This window comes from Dyella halodurans, from assembly GCF_026283925.1.
Lineage (GTDB): Bacteria > Pseudomonadota > Gammaproteobacteria > Xanthomonadales > Rhodanobacteraceae > Dyella > Dyella halodurans.
This window is the reverse complement of the sequence record NZ_JAPDPF010000002.1, coordinates 499,579-517,025: the sequence shown is the minus strand read 5'-3', so window position 1 is coordinate 517,025 and position 17,447 is coordinate 499,579. Positions and strand designations below refer to the sequence as shown.

At 65.1% G+C, this 17,447-nt stretch carries 14 protein-coding genes; 9 read left to right on the top strand and 5 right to left on the bottom strand.

What is annotated here, in order from left to right; genetic code table 11:
- The first annotated feature begins 40 nt into the window (after positions 1 to 40).
- The gene (gene nadA, locus OUZ49_RS05890) at positions 41 to 1,066 is read left to right on the top strand and encodes a quinolinate synthase NadA (protein WP_266149081.1); all 1,026 of its coding nucleotides are present in this window, start codon (positions 41 to 43) and stop codon (positions 1,064 to 1,066) included.
- Positions 1,066 to 2,505 carry an L-aspartate oxidase gene (nadB, locus tag OUZ49_RS05885; RefSeq protein WP_266149080.1) on the top strand — a complete coding sequence of 480 codons (1,440 nt, stop codon included), beginning with the start codon at positions 1,066 to 1,068 and terminating at the stop codon, positions 2,503 to 2,505. Before nadA ends, nadB begins: the two co-directional genes overlap by 1 nt.
- 74 nt (positions 2,506 to 2,579) lie before the next feature.
- On the opposite strand, the gene OUZ49_RS05880 is transcribed toward nadB, so the two are convergent.
- The 3 genes from OUZ49_RS05880 to OUZ49_RS05870 all read right to left on the bottom strand — a co-directional run bounded on the left by OUZ49_RS05880 (position 2,580) and on the right by OUZ49_RS05870 (position 6,784).
- Positions 2,580 to 3,473, bottom strand: coding sequence for a U32 family peptidase (locus tag OUZ49_RS05880; protein ID WP_266149079.1), 894 nt, complete (start codon positions 3,471 to 3,473; stop codon positions 2,580 to 2,582).
- Between the two features lie 3 nt (positions 3,474 to 3,476).
- Positions 3,477 to 4,475, bottom strand: coding sequence for a ubiquinone anaerobic biosynthesis protein UbiU (gene ubiU / locus OUZ49_RS05875; RefSeq protein WP_266149078.1), 999 nt, complete (start codon positions 4,473 to 4,475; stop codon positions 3,477 to 3,479).
- Positions 4,476 to 4,783: 308 nt separating this feature from the next.
- Complete coding sequence (locus tag OUZ49_RS05870) at positions 4,784 to 6,784, bottom strand: pyridoxal phosphate-dependent decarboxylase family protein (RefSeq protein ID WP_266149077.1); 2,001 nt, start codon at positions 6,782 to 6,784, stop codon at positions 4,784 to 4,786.
- A gap of 307 nt (positions 6,785 to 7,091) precedes the next feature.
- Here OUZ49_RS05870 and OUZ49_RS05865 point away from each other — a divergent pair, with 307 nt between their 5' ends.
- Positions 7,092 to 7,853 carry a helix-turn-helix domain-containing protein gene (locus OUZ49_RS05865; RefSeq protein WP_266149388.1) on the top strand — a complete coding sequence of 254 codons (762 nt, stop codon included), beginning with the start codon at positions 7,092 to 7,094 and terminating at the stop codon, positions 7,851 to 7,853.
- A 52-nt stretch (positions 7,854 to 7,905) separates the two neighbouring features.
- On the opposite strand, the gene OUZ49_RS05860 is transcribed toward OUZ49_RS05865, so the two are convergent.
- Both OUZ49_RS05860 and nosZ read right to left on the bottom strand, forming a co-directional pair.
- Complete coding sequence (locus OUZ49_RS05860; protein WP_266149076.1) at positions 7,906 to 9,033, bottom strand: FAD:protein FMN transferase; 1,128 nt, start codon at positions 9,031 to 9,033, stop codon at positions 7,906 to 7,908.
- A gap of 90 nt (positions 9,034 to 9,123) precedes the next feature.
- A complete protein-coding gene (nosZ, locus tag OUZ49_RS05855; protein WP_266149075.1) occupies positions 9,124 to 11,061 on the bottom strand; it encodes a TAT-dependent nitrous-oxide reductase in 1,938 nt (645 codons plus the stop codon).
- Positions 11,062 to 11,304: 243 nt separating this feature from the next.
- Here nosZ and OUZ49_RS05850 point away from each other — a divergent pair, with 243 nt between their 5' ends.
- From OUZ49_RS05850 to OUZ49_RS05825, 6 genes are all read left to right on the top strand, one after another.
- Entirely contained in the window at positions 11,305 to 11,724 is a 420-nt protein-coding gene (locus OUZ49_RS05850; RefSeq protein ID WP_266149074.1) for a c-type cytochrome, read from the top strand.
- 78 nt (positions 11,725 to 11,802) lie between these two features.
- Positions 11,803 to 13,929: a 4Fe-4S binding protein gene (locus OUZ49_RS05845; protein ID WP_266149073.1), complete on the top strand. Its 2,127-nt coding sequence runs from the start codon at positions 11,803 to 11,805 to the stop codon at positions 13,927 to 13,929.
- Positions 13,926 to 15,182, top strand: coding sequence for a nitrous oxide reductase family maturation protein NosD (locus tag OUZ49_RS05840; RefSeq protein ID WP_266149072.1), 1,257 nt, complete (start codon positions 13,926 to 13,928; stop codon positions 15,180 to 15,182). Before OUZ49_RS05845 ends, OUZ49_RS05840 begins: the two co-directional genes overlap by 4 nt.
- Positions 15,163 to 16,101, top strand: coding sequence for an ABC transporter ATP-binding protein (locus OUZ49_RS05835; RefSeq protein WP_266149071.1), 939 nt, complete (start codon positions 15,163 to 15,165; stop codon positions 16,099 to 16,101). The genes OUZ49_RS05840 and OUZ49_RS05835 overlap by 20 nt, the downstream gene beginning before the upstream one ends.
- The gene (locus OUZ49_RS05830; protein ID WP_266149069.1) at positions 16,098 to 16,934 is read left to right on the top strand and encodes an ABC transporter permease; all 837 of its coding nucleotides are present in this window, start codon (positions 16,098 to 16,100) and stop codon (positions 16,932 to 16,934) included. Before OUZ49_RS05835 ends, OUZ49_RS05830 begins: the two co-directional genes overlap by 4 nt.
- On the top strand, positions 16,931 to 17,437 hold the full coding sequence (locus OUZ49_RS05825; RefSeq protein ID WP_266149067.1) for a nitrous oxide reductase accessory protein NosL: 507 nt from the start codon (positions 16,931 to 16,933) through the stop codon (positions 17,435 to 17,437). Before OUZ49_RS05830 ends, OUZ49_RS05825 begins: the two co-directional genes overlap by 4 nt.
- Positions 17,438 to 17,447 lie beyond the last annotated feature (10 nt).

Here is a 17,447-nt window from a genome sequence, read left to right as displayed (position 1 = left end):
CCTTGTCGACGTTCGCAGTTCGATCAGATAGGCAAGACATATGACCGTGTCCGAAGGTTTGCCCGTGCCGGCTTGGCGCGACGAACTCGAGCAGGAGTACGCCGGACTGAAGGCGTTACTGGAAACCATGATTCCGTGCATTGAGGCGGCCATGCACCTGCCGTGGATCGATGCCATCAACCGGCTGAAAAAGCAGCGAGGCGCGGTGATCATGGCGCATAGCTACCAATCGCCGGAGATATTCCACGGCGTGGCCGATGTCACGGGCGATTCGCTTGGATTGGCGCAGGCGGCGGCGGATTGTGACGCCGACCTCATCGTCGTGTGCGGCGTTCATTTCATGGCCGAGAGCGCGAAGATCCTCGCGCCTCACAAGACGATCCTGATCCCGAGCATGGAGGCCGGTTGCTCGCTGGCCTCCTCGATCACGGCTGAGGATGTGCGCGCGTTGCGCGCGCGCCATCCGGGCGTTCCCGTGGTCAGCTACGCCAACACCTCGGCCGCGGTGAAGGCCGAGTCTGACGCCATTTGCACGTCCGCCAATGCGGTACAGATCGTCGAGTCGATGCAGTCGTCGAAAGTGATTTTCCTGCCGGACCAATTTCTCGGTCGCTACGTTGCCTCGCAGACGGATGTGGAACTGGTGCTCTGGGACGGGCGCTGCGAGGTGCACGAGAAGTTCACCGCCCAGCAGGCGCGACACGCGCGTGAGCGCTTCGATGCCCGGCTGGTGGCGCACCCGGAATGCTCGCCGGAGGTGCTCGCGGAAGTGGATTTCGTCGGCTCGACCACGGCCATGGGGCGGTGGCTGGAGCGGGAGAAGCCGGCGCGGGTGGCGCTGATCACCGAATGCTCGATGGCCGACAACCTCCGTGCCCAGTTCCCTGCCACAGAATTCGTCAAGCCCTGCCAGCTGTGCCCTCACATGCAACAGATCACCTTGCCCAACATCTATGCGGCCTTGCGCGACTTGAAGCATCCCGTCGAGGTTCCAGCGGATATCGGCCATCGCGCAGGTGCAGCGTTGCAACGCATGCTTGCCATAGGCCGGCGCGAGACGGTTTGATGCGGCCGCGGGGACCCATCGTTGTCGTTGGTAGCGGCGTGGCGGGCCTGGCTACCGCACTGGCGGCTGCACCCATGCCGGTGCGAGTGCTTTGCCGCGTCCACGACGGCGGCGGTAGCGCCAGTGCGCTGGCTCAAGGCGGCATTGCCGCTGCGCTCGATGCCACGGATGGCGTCGAAGCCCACGTTTCCGACACCTTGGTCGCCGGGGCTGGCCACAACGATGTGGCGATGGTGCGTTGGCTATGCATGAACGCGCCCGCTGCCATCGAGTGGCTTGCGCAAATCGGGGTGGCTTTTGACCGTGATGCGAACGGCCGCCTGCTGTTGGGCCGAGAGGGTGGTCATGGTGCTGCGCGGGTGGTGCACGCCGGCGGCGATGCCAGCGGTGCGGAGGTAATCCGCGCCATGCGCGAGCAGGCCGAACGCTCCTCCCACATCCAATGGCGCGGCGGCGTGGATGTGGAGGCGCTGCTGCTGCGTGATGGCCGCGTCTGCGCCGTGCGTACGCGTGATGCCCGTGGTCGCTGCGAGGAGATCCAGGCCGCGGCGGTCGTGCTTGCCACCGGTGGCGTCGGCGCACTCTTCGCGCGTACGAGCAATCCCCCGGGTGCCGACGGAAGCGGCATGGCCCTGGGCCTGGCTGCTGGCGCGGCTGCGCGCGATCTCGAATTTGTCCAGTTTCACCCTACGGCGCTGGATGTAAGCGGCGGCCACTGCCTGCCTTTGATCACCGAAGCACTGCGCGGTGCGGGAGCTCGTCTCCGTCATGCCGACGGCAGACTCCTGATGGACGGTGTGCATCCGCTAGGTGATCTGGCGCCGCGCGACGTCGTGGCACGCCGCGTGTGGCAGTCGCAAAACGCAGATGGCCGTGCCTGGCTCGATGCCAGCGCGGTAGCAGGCGAATGGGCCCGGCATTTTCCCACCGTGCTGGCGACATGCCTGTCGCATGGCGTGGATCCGCGTCGTGACTGGATACCGGTGGCGCCCGCGGCGCATTTCCACATGGGCGGCCTGGCGACGGACGGGGATGGACGTACCACGGTTCCCGGTCTGTACGCCGTCGGGGAAGTGGCATGCAATGGGGTGCATGGTGCCAACCGCCTGGCCAGCAATTCGCTGCTGGAAGGCCTGCTCTGTGGAAGGCGGCTTGGCCAGCATTTGTCCCAATCCTTCGTGGGTCCTTGCACAGGTGGTTCTCGCTGGGTCGAGCGTGGCGAACCTCTATGGGAGCAACCGCTGGCGGAACTTCGCCAGCGGTTATGGGAAGCTGCGGGACCGGTGCGCGAAAAGGAAACGCTGCAGCGCGCCATGCGGCAGAACGCGGATTGGAGTTCCAGGGCGTGGCAAGCACGGCTGGCCCAGCGAATACTGGCTTCGGCATTGGAGCGAAGCGGCAGCCTGGGTTCGCACCATCGCGTGGACAGTGCCGCCTAGGCAGCGCACGGTCAGCGTGTGTCCGGGTCATAGCAAGCTTCGGCGATGCGATGACCCGACATCGTCAAGCCATGTCAGGCCTGCGCGGTGGCCACCGGCTGCATGCCAGGCTCACCATGCCAATAGCCGTTGCGGCTGGCAATGCGCGGTGGTGGCGTCGGCGAGCGGAGGGCAAGGTCGTAATGCGCGACCACATCCTGCATGCCCTCCGCCTGCGGGTACAGCCGCAAGATATCGATGCCGAGCTCGCGCAGCACCGGCAACTCAGGGCCTAGATCCGTAATCTGCTCCCCTTGGACCTGGATGCCGTTGATGCGAAGGAAGGCTTGGCCTTCGCGTGTGGCGAGCGGCAGGCCGTCAGGATGTTCGATGCAGCGGAAACCGCATTGGTCTTTAGCTACGTCCAATGCCCTGGCAGTAAAGCAACGCGCCGAGTAGGCCAGCGGCAGGCGGCCGAAGGCGATGACTTCCAGCTCGGGCATGCCAAGGCCATCGGCCAGGACAGCGGTGCGCAGTTCGCGAAGCAGCGTTTCTCCCTGCTCGACGCCGGGGACCCAGCGTTGCAGGCCGTCGCTCATGAGCAGCGCCAGTGCGCGGTGATTGTAGACATTGAGCGAGGGGCCCGCGACGAAGGACGCGCCGCGGGCCTTGCATAACTGCACCGCCGAAAGATCATTGGCCTCGATCAGGAAACGCCCATCCTCGATCAGGCGCTGAAGCATGCCAAGTTCGGACTCGGCCTCGATCAGCGCCAGCGAAGACAGGACGATCTGCTTGCCGCTCTCGGCGAGTTCCGCGGCCAGGGCGATCCAGTCGCGCGTGCCAAGCTGGCGACGCTTGCTGCACACGGTCTCGCCGAGGTAAATGATGTCAAGCGGCCACTGCACCGCCTCGCGATAGAACGATAGGGTGCGTTCTCGCGGCCAGAAATACTGTAATGGCCCAAGGCTGAGCTTCATTGTGTGCATGGTTCAGTGCCAGTTGCGGTGATACGGGCCAAGCGTGGTCTGGTGACCCTCGGCATGCTGTGACAGGGCTTGTTGCCACGTCGGCTTCGCCGACCAGTGCTGCGGCGAGGCGCGGTAGCGATCCAGGGCGTCCCGCCAGGTTCGGGTGACCGACGCCACGTAGGCCACGCCGCGCTGCCGGCCTTCAATCTTCAGTGCCGCCACACCGGCCTGCGCCAGGCGTGGCAGCAGCTCCAGGGTATTGAGGCTGGTAGGCTCTTCCAGGGCGTGGAATGTTTCGTCGCCGACGACAAAGCGACCTTTGCAGACGGTGGGATAGCCGGCGGGTTCGGATTGCCCAAAGCGATCGATCAGCACCTGGTTCAGGCGCACGCTGCGCCCACCGTCGGGGTGTTCGTCCCAGCGTACGAAGTGCGCTGGCGAACACACGCCGTGGCGATTCGGTGATGCTCCCGTGACGTAGCTGGAAAGCTGGCAGCGACCTTCGACCATGATGCACAGGCTGCCGAACGCGAACACTTCCAGTGGCACGGGCGACTGCTCGCACAGCCGCTCCACTTGCTGGATCGACAGCACGCGAGGCAACACCGCTCGCTCGATGCCGAAGCGCTCGTGCATATAGCGCAAGGCGGGTGCCGTGGTGGCCGAACCTTGCACCGAGAGATGTCGCGCCAGTTGGGGATAACTGCGCGAGGCATAATCGAGCACGGCCATTTCCGCGGCGATGATCGCATCGCAGCCAAAGCTGGCCGCCTTGTCCACCGTTGCTTGCCACAGTGCGAGTCGGGCACTGTCCGGATAGGTATTGAGAGCCAGGTAGACCTTGCGACCTCGAGCATGTGCGTAGGCAATGCCCTGGCGCAGCTCTTCGTCACTGAAATTGAGTCCTGGAAAAGCGCGTGCGTTGGTCTGATCGCGAAAGCCCGCGTAGACCGCATCGGCGCCGGCGTCGATCGCCGCTTGCAAAGCCGGCAGGTTGCCGGCGGGACAGACCAAATGCATGCGAGGCCCCTTGCCTATGATTGGATGCGCATCATGGCCATCCGTCCTTGCAGCGTCGCTGACGCAAGTCAGGTGAGGACTCGGCATGGCCAACTGGCATGATTTCTGTGCCGACCTTGCGCTCGAACAAGCGCATGGCGTCATCCGCACGACGTGCGCGAGTTGAAAATGGTGCGTCAGGTGGTCGCCGACTAACCACGGTACTTTGCCGTCCCGGACCTGACAGCTGACGCCATGCCCGTCGAACACGCGAACCGCAGGCTTTGCGCGCGTTTACCTGTCTATACGCGAAAATCGATTTGGATAACTCATGCAGCGCGACCTTCCGATGCCGGCCTTGGACCGGCCTCGGCGACGATGCCTGATTCGCGATGCCAGGGTGAGCGCGCAAGCAGCGCGCGTATGCTTCGCTCGAGGAAGTCGAAATAGCCGTCGATATAGTTCATGCCGTTTTCCCGATTCACGAGATACGGGTTCATCAAGGTGTGTCGAAGAATCCTCAGGTGGTCGTGCTCAGGATTCTGGTTGGGATCAATGGCGTCGAGTCCCAGTCCCGTGAAGATGCGATCGGTCTCGGCAGGCCCCAGCATCTCCGGTCGCAGGCTGGTGCCCGAGCCGAAGAACTCCTTGGACTGCAGCGGCTGCTCGGGTTCGCACTTGAGCATGCCCTGCAGGGTGCTCATGAAGACGTTGGCGGCGCGTACATCACGGTTGCCCACGGGATTGAGCGCCAGGCAAACCAGGTTGCTGTCTGGTACGAAGGGCACCAGCACGGCTACGACGTCAGCGACGTCGATCGCAAAGCGGCGTGCCCGCGCATAGAATTCCTCTGCTGCGCGTATGGTGGCGCGTGGCAGTCGGCCGAATTGCGCATGGTGCAAGGGCAGCACCTGATGGGTCACGTAGGCGGCTGCAGCGACGGCGCCCGCTTTGGAGCCTTCCGGAGTGAACTGGCCGATATTGCGGTAGCGGGTCATGTAGTCGGCCGGCGTGCCGGCTTGAAAGACGTAGTCGGCGCGCTCGGCGAGCAAGGCCATGGCGCGGTGATCGCGGCAAATAAAGGCGCCTGCGCCGTAGGGCAGATAACCGAGCTTGTGCGGATCCACCGTTGCGGAATCGGTATCGCCTAGCGCCGCGAAAGCCGCGTGAACCGCGGGGGTCGGAAACTGGATGTATTCCGCCCCGACTTCGTCGCGCGAGCGAAGGCTGCCGTCTGCGTGGCGGAATAGGGTGGCCAGGTAACCGCCCCATGCGGCGTCCACGTGCACGGCGAAATCCAGGCCAAGAGTGCGCGCTTCAGCGCGCGCGGCGAGCACGCCATCTACAGGGTCGATGGTGCCGTATTCGGTGCCGCCCAGCACCGCTACGCACATCAGGACGGATCGCCGCTCACGCGCACATTGCCTCAGCGTCGCGCGAAGTGCTTCCGGATCCAGCCGCATGCTTCGTGTCGGCAGCAATTCCAGTTGGTTTCGGCCCAGGCCGAGAAGCTTCAGGCCCTTGCTCCATGAGTAGTGAGCCGTCGCGGGCGCGAGGACGAGTGGTACCGACAGTTGCGAATGGGCGGTGAAGAAGTCCACCAGGCCGCGTTGCTCGATGCGCTCGGCCTCCACGCGAGCTTGCCAGTGGTGTCGCTCGGCCGGCGGCAGCGTAGACAGCCAGCGTTGCCATTGGGTCAAGAGGGCAATGCCATCCGCGGAAGCGAGGTTGAAGGCGCTCCAATCATCCGCAGGTAGCTCGATTTCCGGAACTTGCGCCGCACGCAAGGCCACCGGAAACGCCTTGAGCGCCAACGCGAGGCGCAGGGCCTGATAGTTGGCGACCGTCCCGCCCGAGGTGAGATGACCCAGGGCGCACAGGTCCTGATTCGGGTCATTGGGGTAGCCGAGCATGCGCGCGAGCTGCAGCCCGACCTTGACCTCCAGCTCCACTGTTACTGGCGCCGCATCTTCGCTGACATTGTTCGGGTTGTAGGGCAGGGTGAGCATCTGCGCCGCCAGGCCCGGCAGCAGCAGATCCGAGGCCATGTGGCCGATATAGCGCGGGCTATGGAATGGCACCGACTTTTTCAGGGCGGCCGATAGCCTATGCAGTTCCCGGCGCATGCGCGCCTCATAAGCCAGGTAATCGGGGTGTTGCGCGGCCGTCGTGGCGATGGCCGGCGGATCCTCGGGGTGAAAGTTCCGCCGCCAATACACATGGTCACGCAGAAACTCCACCAGGAGCTTCTCCAGCAGCGTGTCGTTTTCGCCATACGGGCCAAGAAAGCAGGCATCCAGGGCATGGTCGTGCCCGGCCGTGGCTGACATGGGCTGCGCCGCGCTCATATCACCCCACCTCGCCAGCAAGCCTGCGGCTGGGACATTGACCGTACCCGACGGGTACATTCCCGGGTGTGCTTTCGAACGGGGTCCATGGCGTATCTCCACAAGGCAGGCGCCCATGGTCCATGCCGGGAACGCTCATGGCCTTGACGAAGGTCAGGCAAACGCCAGGACGCCGGGTCGCCATGGGCATGCATGCTGGGGCCCGCCCATCCGGGGCGACGGCGCGGGTGTCGGCAAGGCGCCGACAGGTTACTCTTGCGATATTCGCCATCCGATGAGCCCCTTTTCCATGCGCACCCACATCCCATCCGGTCGGTTGCCAGAAGAACCCAGCCCGATCGCGGATGATGGCGACGAGACCCACTTCTGCCGCACCTGTGCCTTTTCCAGCGCATGCCTGAGCGTGGGCTACGCCAAGCCGCAGCTGGCCGAACTGCACTGCCTGGTGGAGCACATCGGGCCGTACCATGCCGATGAATATGTGTTCCGTACCGACGCGCCCTTCCGTGCCATCTACGCCGTGCGCGCCGGCATGGTGAAGACACGGGTTCTGGACGGTGATGGGCGCGAACATGTGCTCGGTTTCTACTTGCCCGGCGAAGTGATCGGCCTCAACGCCATCTATCCCGAGCGATTCCCTTGCGATGCGATTGCGCTCGATACGGCGCATTTCTGCCGGTTCTCATTTCCCGCCATGAGTCAGCTGGCATCGCGCATGCCGGCGGTGCAACAGGAGCTGTTCCGGATGCTCAGCAAGGAACTGGGCTCGGCCAGCAGACTGGCGGGTGACCACAGTGCAGATGAGCGGGTGGCGGCCTTTCTGATCGATCTGGGCGATCGCTTTGCGGAACGTGGATTTTCCGGCGAGCGCTTTCGCCTGAGCATGTCGCGCGGCGACATCGCCAATTACCTGCGACTCGCCTCCGAGACCGTCAGTCGGGTGCTGACCCGATTCCGCCAGCAAGGCCTGATCGCGGTGGACGGGCGGGAGTTGGTGCTGGTGAAACCGGATCAGCTGCGTCAATTGGCAAAGTCACTGATAGGTCGGTGACGCTGCCACGTGCCCCCGGGGCTGGCCTAGAGTCCCTGAAGGCACGCGGAGGCTAGATCCCCTCCGGTACGACCACGCCCTCGTCGCGATCTCCGCGCGCACCGCGCCGGCAATCGGACGATGGCTGGGGAATGATGAGCAGGCCGGCCGCGGGAGGGCTGCCGTGCAGTCGCGCGAGCATGCCAGGGGTGATGTAGAGCACGCCGTCGTGGCCCAGCAGCAGCGCGCAGCTCAGATGCATATGGTCGGCCAGCTGCTGGAAGCCGGCCGGGCCGGCCACCATCAGCGCCGTGGCGGCGATGTCCGCGAACACTGGGTCGTCGCTGAGCACGCTCGTGGCCGCGCTGGCCCGCTGCGGCCAGCCGGTCCGCGTATCGACGATATGGCCCAGGTCGACCGCCCCCGCGCGGTGGCGCTGGTAGTCGCCGGAGGAGGCGAGCGCTTCGTTGTCGTCCAGGTCGATGCTGCCAAGTACGCCTGACGGAGCGCTGACGCCCACACGCCACGACTGGCTGTCGTTGTGTCCCAGCGCCAGTACGAAGCCACCGATATACACCAGTGCATCGTGGATGCCGTGCCGCGCGAGCAACTGGCGGACTTGCGCTGCCGCGTAGCCTTCGGAGAGTCCGTTGAGATCGAGCGATACGTCGGGATTGGTTGCGCTGATGCTGCCGTCCCTGGTGATGCGCACGTCGTCCATGCCTGGATGGGACGCGAGCAGGGTGCGTACCTGCGCCGCCGCGGGCGCAGGCGTCTGCACGGGGTAGTTGCTGGTGTGGAAACCCCAGGCGCTGATCAAGCGGCCCGCGGCGGCATTGAACAAGCCGTCGCTCTGCGTGTAGCCCTGCTGGGCCCGGCGAATCAGGTCCGCCACGACCGCCGGCACCCGGTAGGACTCACCCCTGGCGAGGGCCTCGTTGAGCCGGGTCAGCTCGCTGGGTTCCCAGGGGTGCCAGGTGTGGTGGTCGTAGACAAAGAGCCGGCCAATCTCCTGCAGGGCGGCTTCGGCATCGTCGCGATTGCGTGCGAGCAGTTCGAGGCGCGCGCGCGTGCCAAACACCAGGAACTCGGACTGGATCAGCTGTGGCCGCCGCAGCCACAGCAGCAGGCCCGCCAGCAGCAGCGCTGCCGCCAGCACCAGTAGCAGGCGGGTGGCAATCTCACGCGGACGGAAGGTCATCGATCGGGCTCAGCTGGGGTGGGTGGTGCAGGGCGCATGGGAAGGCTGTTGCGAGGGAGGCGCCGCCAGTACGGCGGCGCCTCGCCAGGCTTAGCCCTCCACGATCAGCCGCGAACGCATCTCCAGATGCAGGGCGTGGCAGAAGTGCAGGCAGTAACACCAGAACACGCCGGGCTTGTCGGCAACGAAGGTGACCGATTTCGTTTCCAGTGGGTTGACGATGAAGCTGATGTTGTATTTGGGTATGCCGAAACCGTGGGTGAGGTCCTCCACCTTGTCGTGGTTGGTGAGCGTGATGGTGACGATATCGCCCTTCTTGACGGTGAACTCCCGCATCGAGAACGCCGGCGCCTGCGAGATCAGCTTGATGTGAACCTTGTTGCCGTTGCGCTCGATGGTGCTGTCTTCCTTGGTCTTGACCGCGTTGGGGAACTCGTCGAGGTCATAGATCTGGCGCGTCTTGATGATGTCGGCGCGCACGATGATGCCGTCGTGCGGCTCCGAGTAGGCCGAGTGGTCATGGATCAACTTCATCTTCTCGCCGGAGATGTCGATCAGCTGCTCGGTCTCGACGTGCAACGGCCCCACCGGCAGGAAGCGGTCCTTGGAGAACTTGTTGCCGGAATTGAAGAACTGGCCATCAGGCTGGTTGGTCTCGCCCATCGAGGTGAAGCCGTGGCCGGGCTGGTATTGGACGTCGATCGTGTCGAGGATCACCTTGGCGCTGGCGTCGCCCTTGAACTGCTTGATCGCGCCGTCGACGCTCCATTTGGCGATCTTGCTGTCCAGGAACAGCGTCGTGTAGGCATTGCCGCGGCCGTCGAACGCCGTGTGCAAGGGGCCAAGTCCGACGTTGGGCTCGGCGACCACCGCATCACGCGGCTTGGCCAGCTCGCCATTGAACCACTGGTCGATCAGCGCCAGGTCGATCACGGTGCAGGTGGGCGACAGCTTGCCGGAGCAGATGAAGTACTTGCCGTCGGGGCTCGCGTTCACGCCGTGCGGGTTCTTCGGTACCGGCACATAGCAGGTGAGCGAGGTCTTCGGATCCGGGTTGGCCTCCTTGCGACCATCCACCACAGGCACCTTCGAGTTGCCGATCGTGGTCGACTTGCCAGCGGCGATGGCTTGCTCGATGCGGGCGATGTTGAAGAATACGCAGGCATCCTGTTCGGCGGACATCATGTCTTCGTAATGCACGCCACCTTCGGTGTTGTACTGGTCGGAGGCCGCGTACTTGCCGTCATAGCTGGTGGCGATCAGATCCATATTGCCGTCGATGCGGCATTGCCAGCGGACCTCCATGCTGAGGGCATCGACACAGGTGAACAGGCAGCCGTACTTTTCCGGCGACTCCTTGTCGCGGCCGTCGTTGGGCAGCGGCGTGTGGAATTCGGCGCCAGCGAAGACGCGCGTGGTGTGGTTGATTGACGCGTCGACGGGATCGCGCTTGTCGGGGAACAGGCCGTGCTGGCCCTGGACATTCGGCAGCTCGACGATCTTGTCGGTTTCAAAGGTATCGCCGCGGATACGTGCGACACGGGCGTTCAACTTGTCGTTGACCCAGAAATACTTGCCGTCGTAAGTGCCATTGTTGTACGAGCCATGCACGTGGTGCGTATCGCCCGTCCAGTAATTCAACTGGCCGTCCGGACGCGTGCCGATGATCGCCCTCGATTCGTTGGTGATGCCCCAGCCCACCATGGGGTCGATATTGAATACGGGAATCCGCTTGATCGTGCGTCCCGAGGGGCAGCCGAGCACGCGTGCTTCGCCGGAATGGCCGCCGGACGAAATGAGGTAGTAGGCATCGAGCTTGCCTGGCGCCACCTCGTACTTGCCGTTCTCCGCGGATGCTGCAGCGGCTGGCGCTGATTTGTCGCCTTGCGCTGGTGCCGGCGCGCCGCAGGCGGTCAGCCCGAGCACGGCGCCGGTGCCGGCCAGTCCCGCCATGGCGGTCGTGCCCAGGAACTTTCTCCGACTGGGGTCGACTGCCGATAGTTCGTCTTGTGTTTGCTTCCCACTCATTGCACATCCCTCTTTGTCGCGTCAGGTTCTGGACGGGGCGGACTCTAGGGCGCGCACGTGCAAGCTCCCTTGACGCAAGTCACGCAGCGTCCAGGTTGTCGATCGCGGGCATCGGTATCGATTGCCGCAGGCCTGACGCAAATCAGAGAGAAATGTGCGGCGCACTGTTTTCATGCTCGCCATGTCGCGACCGCACCGTGTCTGCGCCTGACAACCAGCGTCCGTATCCAGGGAAATCAATCGATGAATGACCGACACCTCGGTGGCCCGCTCTGTTTTGCGGTGGCCCTGCTTCTTGCTGCCTGCAGTGGCGACAAGGGAACGTCCAGCATCACGCCGCCGTCTTCGCCGCCGAACGCCGAGGCAAGCGCAGCGGCAGCGCCAGTTCCACCTGCCGCGCCGGCGGTTGTGTCACCCGGCGAGAAGGTCTACCAGGGCACCTGCGTGATGTGTCACGGCAGCCCGGCGGTGGGCGCGCCCGTACTCGGCAACAAGGCGGATTGGGCGCCACGCATCGCCCAGGGCAAGGACGTGTTGTATACGCACGCCCTGCAGGGTTTCAGCGGCGAGAAAGGGGCGATGCCGGCGCACGGCGGCAATCCCAGCCTCGACGATGCGGCGATCCGGGCCGCCGTCGACTTCATGGTCAGCCGAGCACAATAGGCCTATCGCACCATGGACCGGAAAGGATGCTGCCGCAGGCATGGCGGGATGCCCGTGCGTGGACGTTGGGCGGGACTGTTGTCCCTGCTCTTGGTCGGGCTGTGGTTATGGCTCGGCACTGGCGAAGTATGGGCTGGCTCGTACGAAGCAGAGTTGCCCGCTGCGCTGTTCGCCAGTCCCGATCTCTGCCAGTACGCGCCCTGCGGCAGTGTGTTGCCGCAGGCCGAGCGGTTCTCCTTGCGCAAGGGCCAGCCGCCCTATGTCGAAGGACTGCGGCGGCACGACGGCCGCGACGAAGTGGTCGGCTACGTGTTCCTTTCCACCGACACCACGCCCGATGTGGTCGGCTATTCGGGCAAACCCATCGTCACCCTGGTGGGCATGGATGCGCAGGGACGCATCGCCGGCGTACGCATCCTGCGCCACAGCGAGCCGATCCTGCTGGCCGGCATTCCCGAGACGAAACTCGCCGACTACGTCGCGCAGTACGTCGGCAAGCCGGCGGGCGCGCATTTCGAACTGGGCCGCGCGGATGGCAGCAACGTGCCGATGGTCGCAATCAGCGGCGCCACCGTGACGGTGCTGGCCGAGAACCAGATGGTGGGCCGCGGCAGCTACGCGGTCGCGCGCCAGGTGGGGCTCGTGCACGCGGTCCAGCGTCCACAGGCACGTTTCACCGATGCCTCCGCGCCGCGCGACTGGAGCGGCTTGGTTGCCGAGGGCAACGTCGGGCACCTGAAGGTGACGCCGGAACAGGTGGGCGAGGCGCGCTCCGACCAGCCGTTCATCGAGCTGTGGTTTGGCTATCTCAATGCGCCCGCCGTGGGCAAGAGCGTCCTGGGCGAGGACGGTTACCGGCGCCTGATGGCCGACCTGAAGCCCGGCGAGCACGCCATCTTCATCATCGGCAGCGGCAGCAGCTCGTTCAAGGGCTCGGCCTTTGTACGCGGTGGCGTCTATGACCGCATCCAGGTCACCCAGGACGAGGACACCTACCAGTTCAGCGATGCCGATTACCGCAACCTCTACCGCATCGACATTGCCGGTGCGCCCGACTATGCCGAATCGGGCATCTTCATCCTGCGCAGCGCATCGTTTTCCGCGGCCTATCCGTGGCGGCTGGCTTTTCTCTCCAAGCACAGTGGCGACCACGGCAGCGCCGACTTTGCCAACTTCAATGCACCGTACTGGCTGCCCGCGCGCTACCTGCTCGGCGGGCGACCGACCATCGAGACGCCTGTTCCCGGCTGGGTGAAGCTGTGGAAGGCCAAGGCCGGCGTGATCGCTGCCTTCGTCGCACTGCTCGTGTTCGTCGCCGTGTTCTATGCGCTGCACCTACGCTGGGCCGCGCGCTCGCGTCGCCACGACAAGCGCCGCATCCTGTGGCCGCACATGATGGCATGGGTGGTGGCCGTCGTCTTCGTCGGCGCGGCGCAGCTGGCCCAACCCTCGGTGGTGCAGGTGCTGACCTTGATCCACGCGCCATTCGACGGTTGGCGCTGGGACCTGTTCCTGAGCGACCCGCTGATCTTCCTGTTCTGGGTCTTCATTGCCATCACGATCGCGCTGTGGGGGCGCGGCGTGTTCTGCGGCTGGCTGTGCCCCTACGGTTCGTTGAGCGAACTGCTGTTTCGCGGCGCACGTCGCGCTGGCCTCGGTCGCTGGCAGTTCGCGCTTCCCGCGCGCTGGCACCACCGCCTGCGCTGGCTCAAATATGTGGTGCTGCTGGTGCTGGTAGCCGCCTCGTTCCATTCCATGGCGCTGGCGGAGCGCCTGGCCGAGGTCGAGCCATTCAAGACCACCTTCATGGTGCATGTGTGGAACCGCAGCTGGCCCTTCGTGCTGTTCTGGTCGGCGCTGGTGGCGGCGTCGCTGTTCGTGGAGCGGCCGTTCTGCAAATACCTTTGCCCGCTGGGGGCGGCGCTGGCGCTGCCCTCGCGCTTCCGCCTGTTCGGCTTGCGGCGCAAGGCCGAATGCACGAGCTGCAAGGCCTGCGCGGTAGGCTGCGGTGCACAGGCGATCGACGCACGCGGGCGCATCGATCCTACCGAGTGCATGCAGTGCCTCGATTGCATGGTGCTTTATCACGACGACCATGCCTGTCCGCCACTCAGCGCGGAACGCAAACGACGCGCGAAGGCGGGTCTGCCGCTCACGCCGGTGGGCCGTGACGGCCATTTCATTCCGATCAAGCTGATCGAATGAAGCGGATCTTCATGCTGGCCGTGCTTGGCCTTGCCCTGCATCCCGCGCAGGCGGCGACGCTGCGCGTGCATGCGGGGGAGCGCATCGGTGCGGCAGTCGCGCAGGCATCGCCCGGCGATACCGTCGAGATCGAACGGGGCCAGTATGTCGAGAACCTGCGTATCGACAAGCCGCTGACCCTGCTCGGCCTCGGCCGGCCCACCCTGAGCGGCGGTGGGCAAGGCGACGTCATTCGCGTCGCCGCGCCCGATGTGCGCATCGAGGGCCTGATCGTGCGCGATAGCGGGGACGATCTCGCGGCGCAGCAGGCCGGCATCTATATCCAGCCCGGCTCGCATCGGGCGGTGGTGCGCCATTGCGACTTCGCCCATGTGCTGTTCGGGCTGTGGATCGAAAAAAGCGACCAGGTGACGATCGAGGACAACCTGATCACCGGCATGCGCGAGAAGCTGTCCTCGCAGCGTGGAAACGGCATCGAGTTGTATAACACTGAGGGCGCCTCGATCGAGCGCAACCACATCAGCTTCGCGCGCGATGGCATCTACGTGGACGTGTCCCATCACGCGCGCTTCGTCGGCAATCGCATTCACGACGTGCGTTACGGCACGCACTACATGAACTCCTATCACAACCTCTGGGAGGGCAACGAGAGTTTCCACAATCTCGGTGGGCTGGCGTTGATGGAGGTGCGCGACCTGGTCGTGCGCAACAACGTCGCCTGGGGCAATGCCGGGCACGGCATCATGTTGCGCACCATCCAGGACTCGACCATCGCCGGCAACGTCTCGGCCGGCAACGGCGTCGGCTTGTTCGTCTACGACGCCGAATACGTCGTGCTGCGAGGCAACCTGGTGATCGGCAACGAAGTGGGCGTGCACCTGTGGGCCGGTTCCTATAACAACGAAGTGGACGCCAACGACTTCATCGGCAATGCCGAACAGGTCAGCTATGGCGCCACGCGCGACGTGCACTGGGGCATGCGCGAAGGCAACTACTGGAGCAACTACCTCGGCTGGGACGGCAATGCGGACGGCTACGGCGACATTCCGTTCGAGGCGAACGAGCTCACTGACCGCCTGGTATCGCGCTATCCCTTCGTGAAACTGCTCGACAGCAGTCCCGCCTTGCAGGCGCTGGGGCTGGCGGCGCGCCAGTTCCCAATTCTGCGCGTGGCCACCATCATCGATGCGCATCCGGCGATGCGCCCGCATCATGCAGACTGGAGAATGTGGCTTGAACGCAGCAGTCGTTGAACTCGCCGGTGTCGGCAAGCGTTATGGCGCCACGGCGGTAGTCCGCAACGTCGACCTGTGCTGCGGCAAGGGCGAGGTGGTGGGGCTGGTCGGGCACAATGGCGCGGGCAAGAGCACCTTGTTCAAGATGATGCTGGGCATTGTCGCAGCGGACGAAGGCGAGCTCCGCCTGTTCGGCGAGCCGGTCCGGGGCAGGGGATTTCGCGATGTACGCCGCGCCATCGGCTATCTCCCCGAAAGCATCGCCTTGTACGACAACCTCAGCGGCCTGGAGACGCTGCAGTTCTTCGCACGCCTGAAGTTCGCCGATCCCGCCGGCTGCGCCGCGTTGCTTGACCGGGTCGGCCTGGGCCATGCCATGCGGCGCGCCGTGCGCGAGTATTCCAAGGGCATGCGCCAGCGCCTGGGCTTTGCCCAGGCCCTGCTCGGGGCGCCGCGCCTGCTACTGCTCGACGAGCCGACCAATGGCCTTGATCCGCAGGCGATCCACGCCTTCTATGACGTGCTGGACGAACTCAAGCGCGGCGGCACGACCGTCATCCTCAGCTCGCATTTGTTGGCCGAGATTCAGAGCCGGGTGGATTGGCTCGCCATCATGGCTTCGGGGAGACTGGTGGCCAGGGGCGCGGTGACGTCGCTTACCGCCACCGCGGACCTGCCAGCGCTTGCCTGGCTGTTGCCGCGCGACGATGCGCAGGCACGCGTGTTCGAGGCGCTCTCCGCGGCTGGTTTCGTGCCGTTACGCGAGGACGATGGCAGCTTGCGGTTTGCCGTCGCCCCGGCACGCCGGATCGCCTTGCTGCGGACGCTGGCGTGGCTGGCCGACGCCCTGATCGACTACACCCTCACCGAGCCCACCCTGGAAGACGTGTTCCTTCGTCACCAGCGTGCCGGCGCGTTGCCGGAGCAGCGGGCATGAGCGCTGGCAGGGGATACGACTGGCAATGGCGCCTGGTCGCGGCCATCGCGGCGAAGGAATGGCGCGATCGCCTGCGCAATCGCTGGGTGCTGGCAGTAGCTTTGGTGTTTGCGGCATTCGCGCTGCTGATCGCCTACTTCGGCGGTGCACAGAGCGGCACGATTGGCCTGCGCAGTACCGCCGCGACGGTGGCAAGCCTGACCAGTCTGGCGATCTACCTGGTGCCGCTGATCGCGCTGCTGCTCGGTTTCGACGCGGTGGTCGGCGAACGCGAGCGCGGCGTGCTCGACCTGTTGATTTCGCTGCCGATCCGTCGCGCGGAGCTGCTGGTCGGCAAGTACCTGGGACTTGCCGCCGCCTTGGCGCTCGCCACCCTGGTCGGCTTCGGCACCGCCCTGGTGCCGCTTGCCCACGCGATGGACGGGGCCGCGATGGTGCTCTACCTGCGTTTCGTGGGCAGCGCGCTGCTGCTCGGCCTGGCCTTTCTCAGCATGGCCGTGTTGGTGTCAACCCTGGCGCACGACCGCGCCCGCGCCACCGGGGCGGCCATCGCGCTGTGGTTCGGTTTCGTGCTGGTGTTTGATCTTTCCCTGCTCGGCATCCTGGTGGCCTCGGCAGGGCGGTATGCCTCGTCCTGGGCGCCGTACGCCCTGTTGTGCAACCCGGCCGATGTGTTTCGAGTGATCAACGTGTTCGGTGCGGATGCGCTGCGCAGCGCATTCGGCCTGGGCACGCTGCTGCCGCAGGGCTGGAACGCCCCGGCCACGCTATATGGCGCCATGGCCGCATGGATCGTGGCGCCGCTGGGTTTGGCGCTATGGAGATTCCGATGAACCGCTCACGACACCTTGCTTCACTGGCTTTCGCCATCCTGCTGAGCGCGTGCGCGCAGCCGGCGGGCTCGCTGGGGCCGCTTGACCCCGCAGCCGACACCCATTGCCAGCTCGACGGCATGGCCTTGGCGGACTATCCCGGGCCTAAGGGGCAGATCCGCTACGCCGATGGCGACACCGCGTATTTCTGCGACACGCTGGAGTTGCTGTCCATGGTGATCTCGCCGGAGCAGGTGAGGGCCATGGCGGGCGCCTATACGCAGGACATGGCCAAGGCCGACTGGGACCACCCGCAGGGGCACTGGATCGAGGCGACCAAGGCGTTCTACGTGCGCGGTTCCCGGCGCAACGGCAGCATGGGACCCACCCTCGCCAGTTTTGCCCAGCGCGCCGATGCCGAGGCATTCGCGCAGCAGCAGGGCGGCCAGGTGTTCGCATTCGCCCAAATCACGCCGGCGATGGTGCGCCTCGACGGCGCGGTCGGCGGTGACCACAGCATGTGATGGAGGATGT

Coding starts and splice junctions, on each gene's coding strand:
- nadA (WP_266149081.1), top strand. CDS start 41: ATGACCGTGTCCGAAGGTTTGCCCGTGCCGGCTTGGCGCGACGAACTC.
- nadB (WP_266149080.1), top strand. CDS start 1,066: ATGCGGCCGCGGGGACCCATCGTTGTCGTTGGTAGCGGCGTGGCGGGC.
- OUZ49_RS05880 (WP_266149079.1), bottom strand. CDS start 3,473: ATGCACACAATGAAGCTCAGCCTTGGGCCATTACAGTATTTCTGGCCG.
- ubiU (WP_266149078.1), bottom strand. CDS start 4,475: ATGCATTTGGTCTGTCCCGCCGGCAACCTGCCGGCTTTGCAAGCGGCG.
- OUZ49_RS05870 (WP_266149077.1), bottom strand. CDS start 6,784: ATGTCAGCCACGGCCGGGCACGACCATGCCCTGGATGCCTGCTTTCTT.
- OUZ49_RS05865 (WP_266149388.1), top strand. CDS start 7,092: ATGCGCACCCACATCCCATCCGGTCGGTTGCCAGAAGAACCCAGCCCG.
- OUZ49_RS05860 (WP_266149076.1), bottom strand. CDS start 9,033: ATGACCTTCCGTCCGCGTGAGATTGCCACCCGCCTGCTACTGGTGCTG.
- nosZ (WP_266149075.1), bottom strand. CDS start 11,061: ATGAGTGGGAAGCAAACACAAGACGAACTATCGGCAGTCGACCCCAGT.
- OUZ49_RS05850 (WP_266149074.1), top strand. CDS start 11,305: ATGAATGACCGACACCTCGGTGGCCCGCTCTGTTTTGCGGTGGCCCTG.
- OUZ49_RS05840 (WP_266149072.1), top strand. CDS start 13,926: ATGAAGCGGATCTTCATGCTGGCCGTGCTTGGCCTTGCCCTGCATCCC.
- OUZ49_RS05830 (WP_266149069.1), top strand. CDS start 16,098: ATGAGCGCTGGCAGGGGATACGACTGGCAATGGCGCCTGGTCGCGGCC.
- OUZ49_RS05825 (WP_266149067.1), top strand. CDS start 16,931: ATGAACCGCTCACGACACCTTGCTTCACTGGCTTTCGCCATCCTGCTG.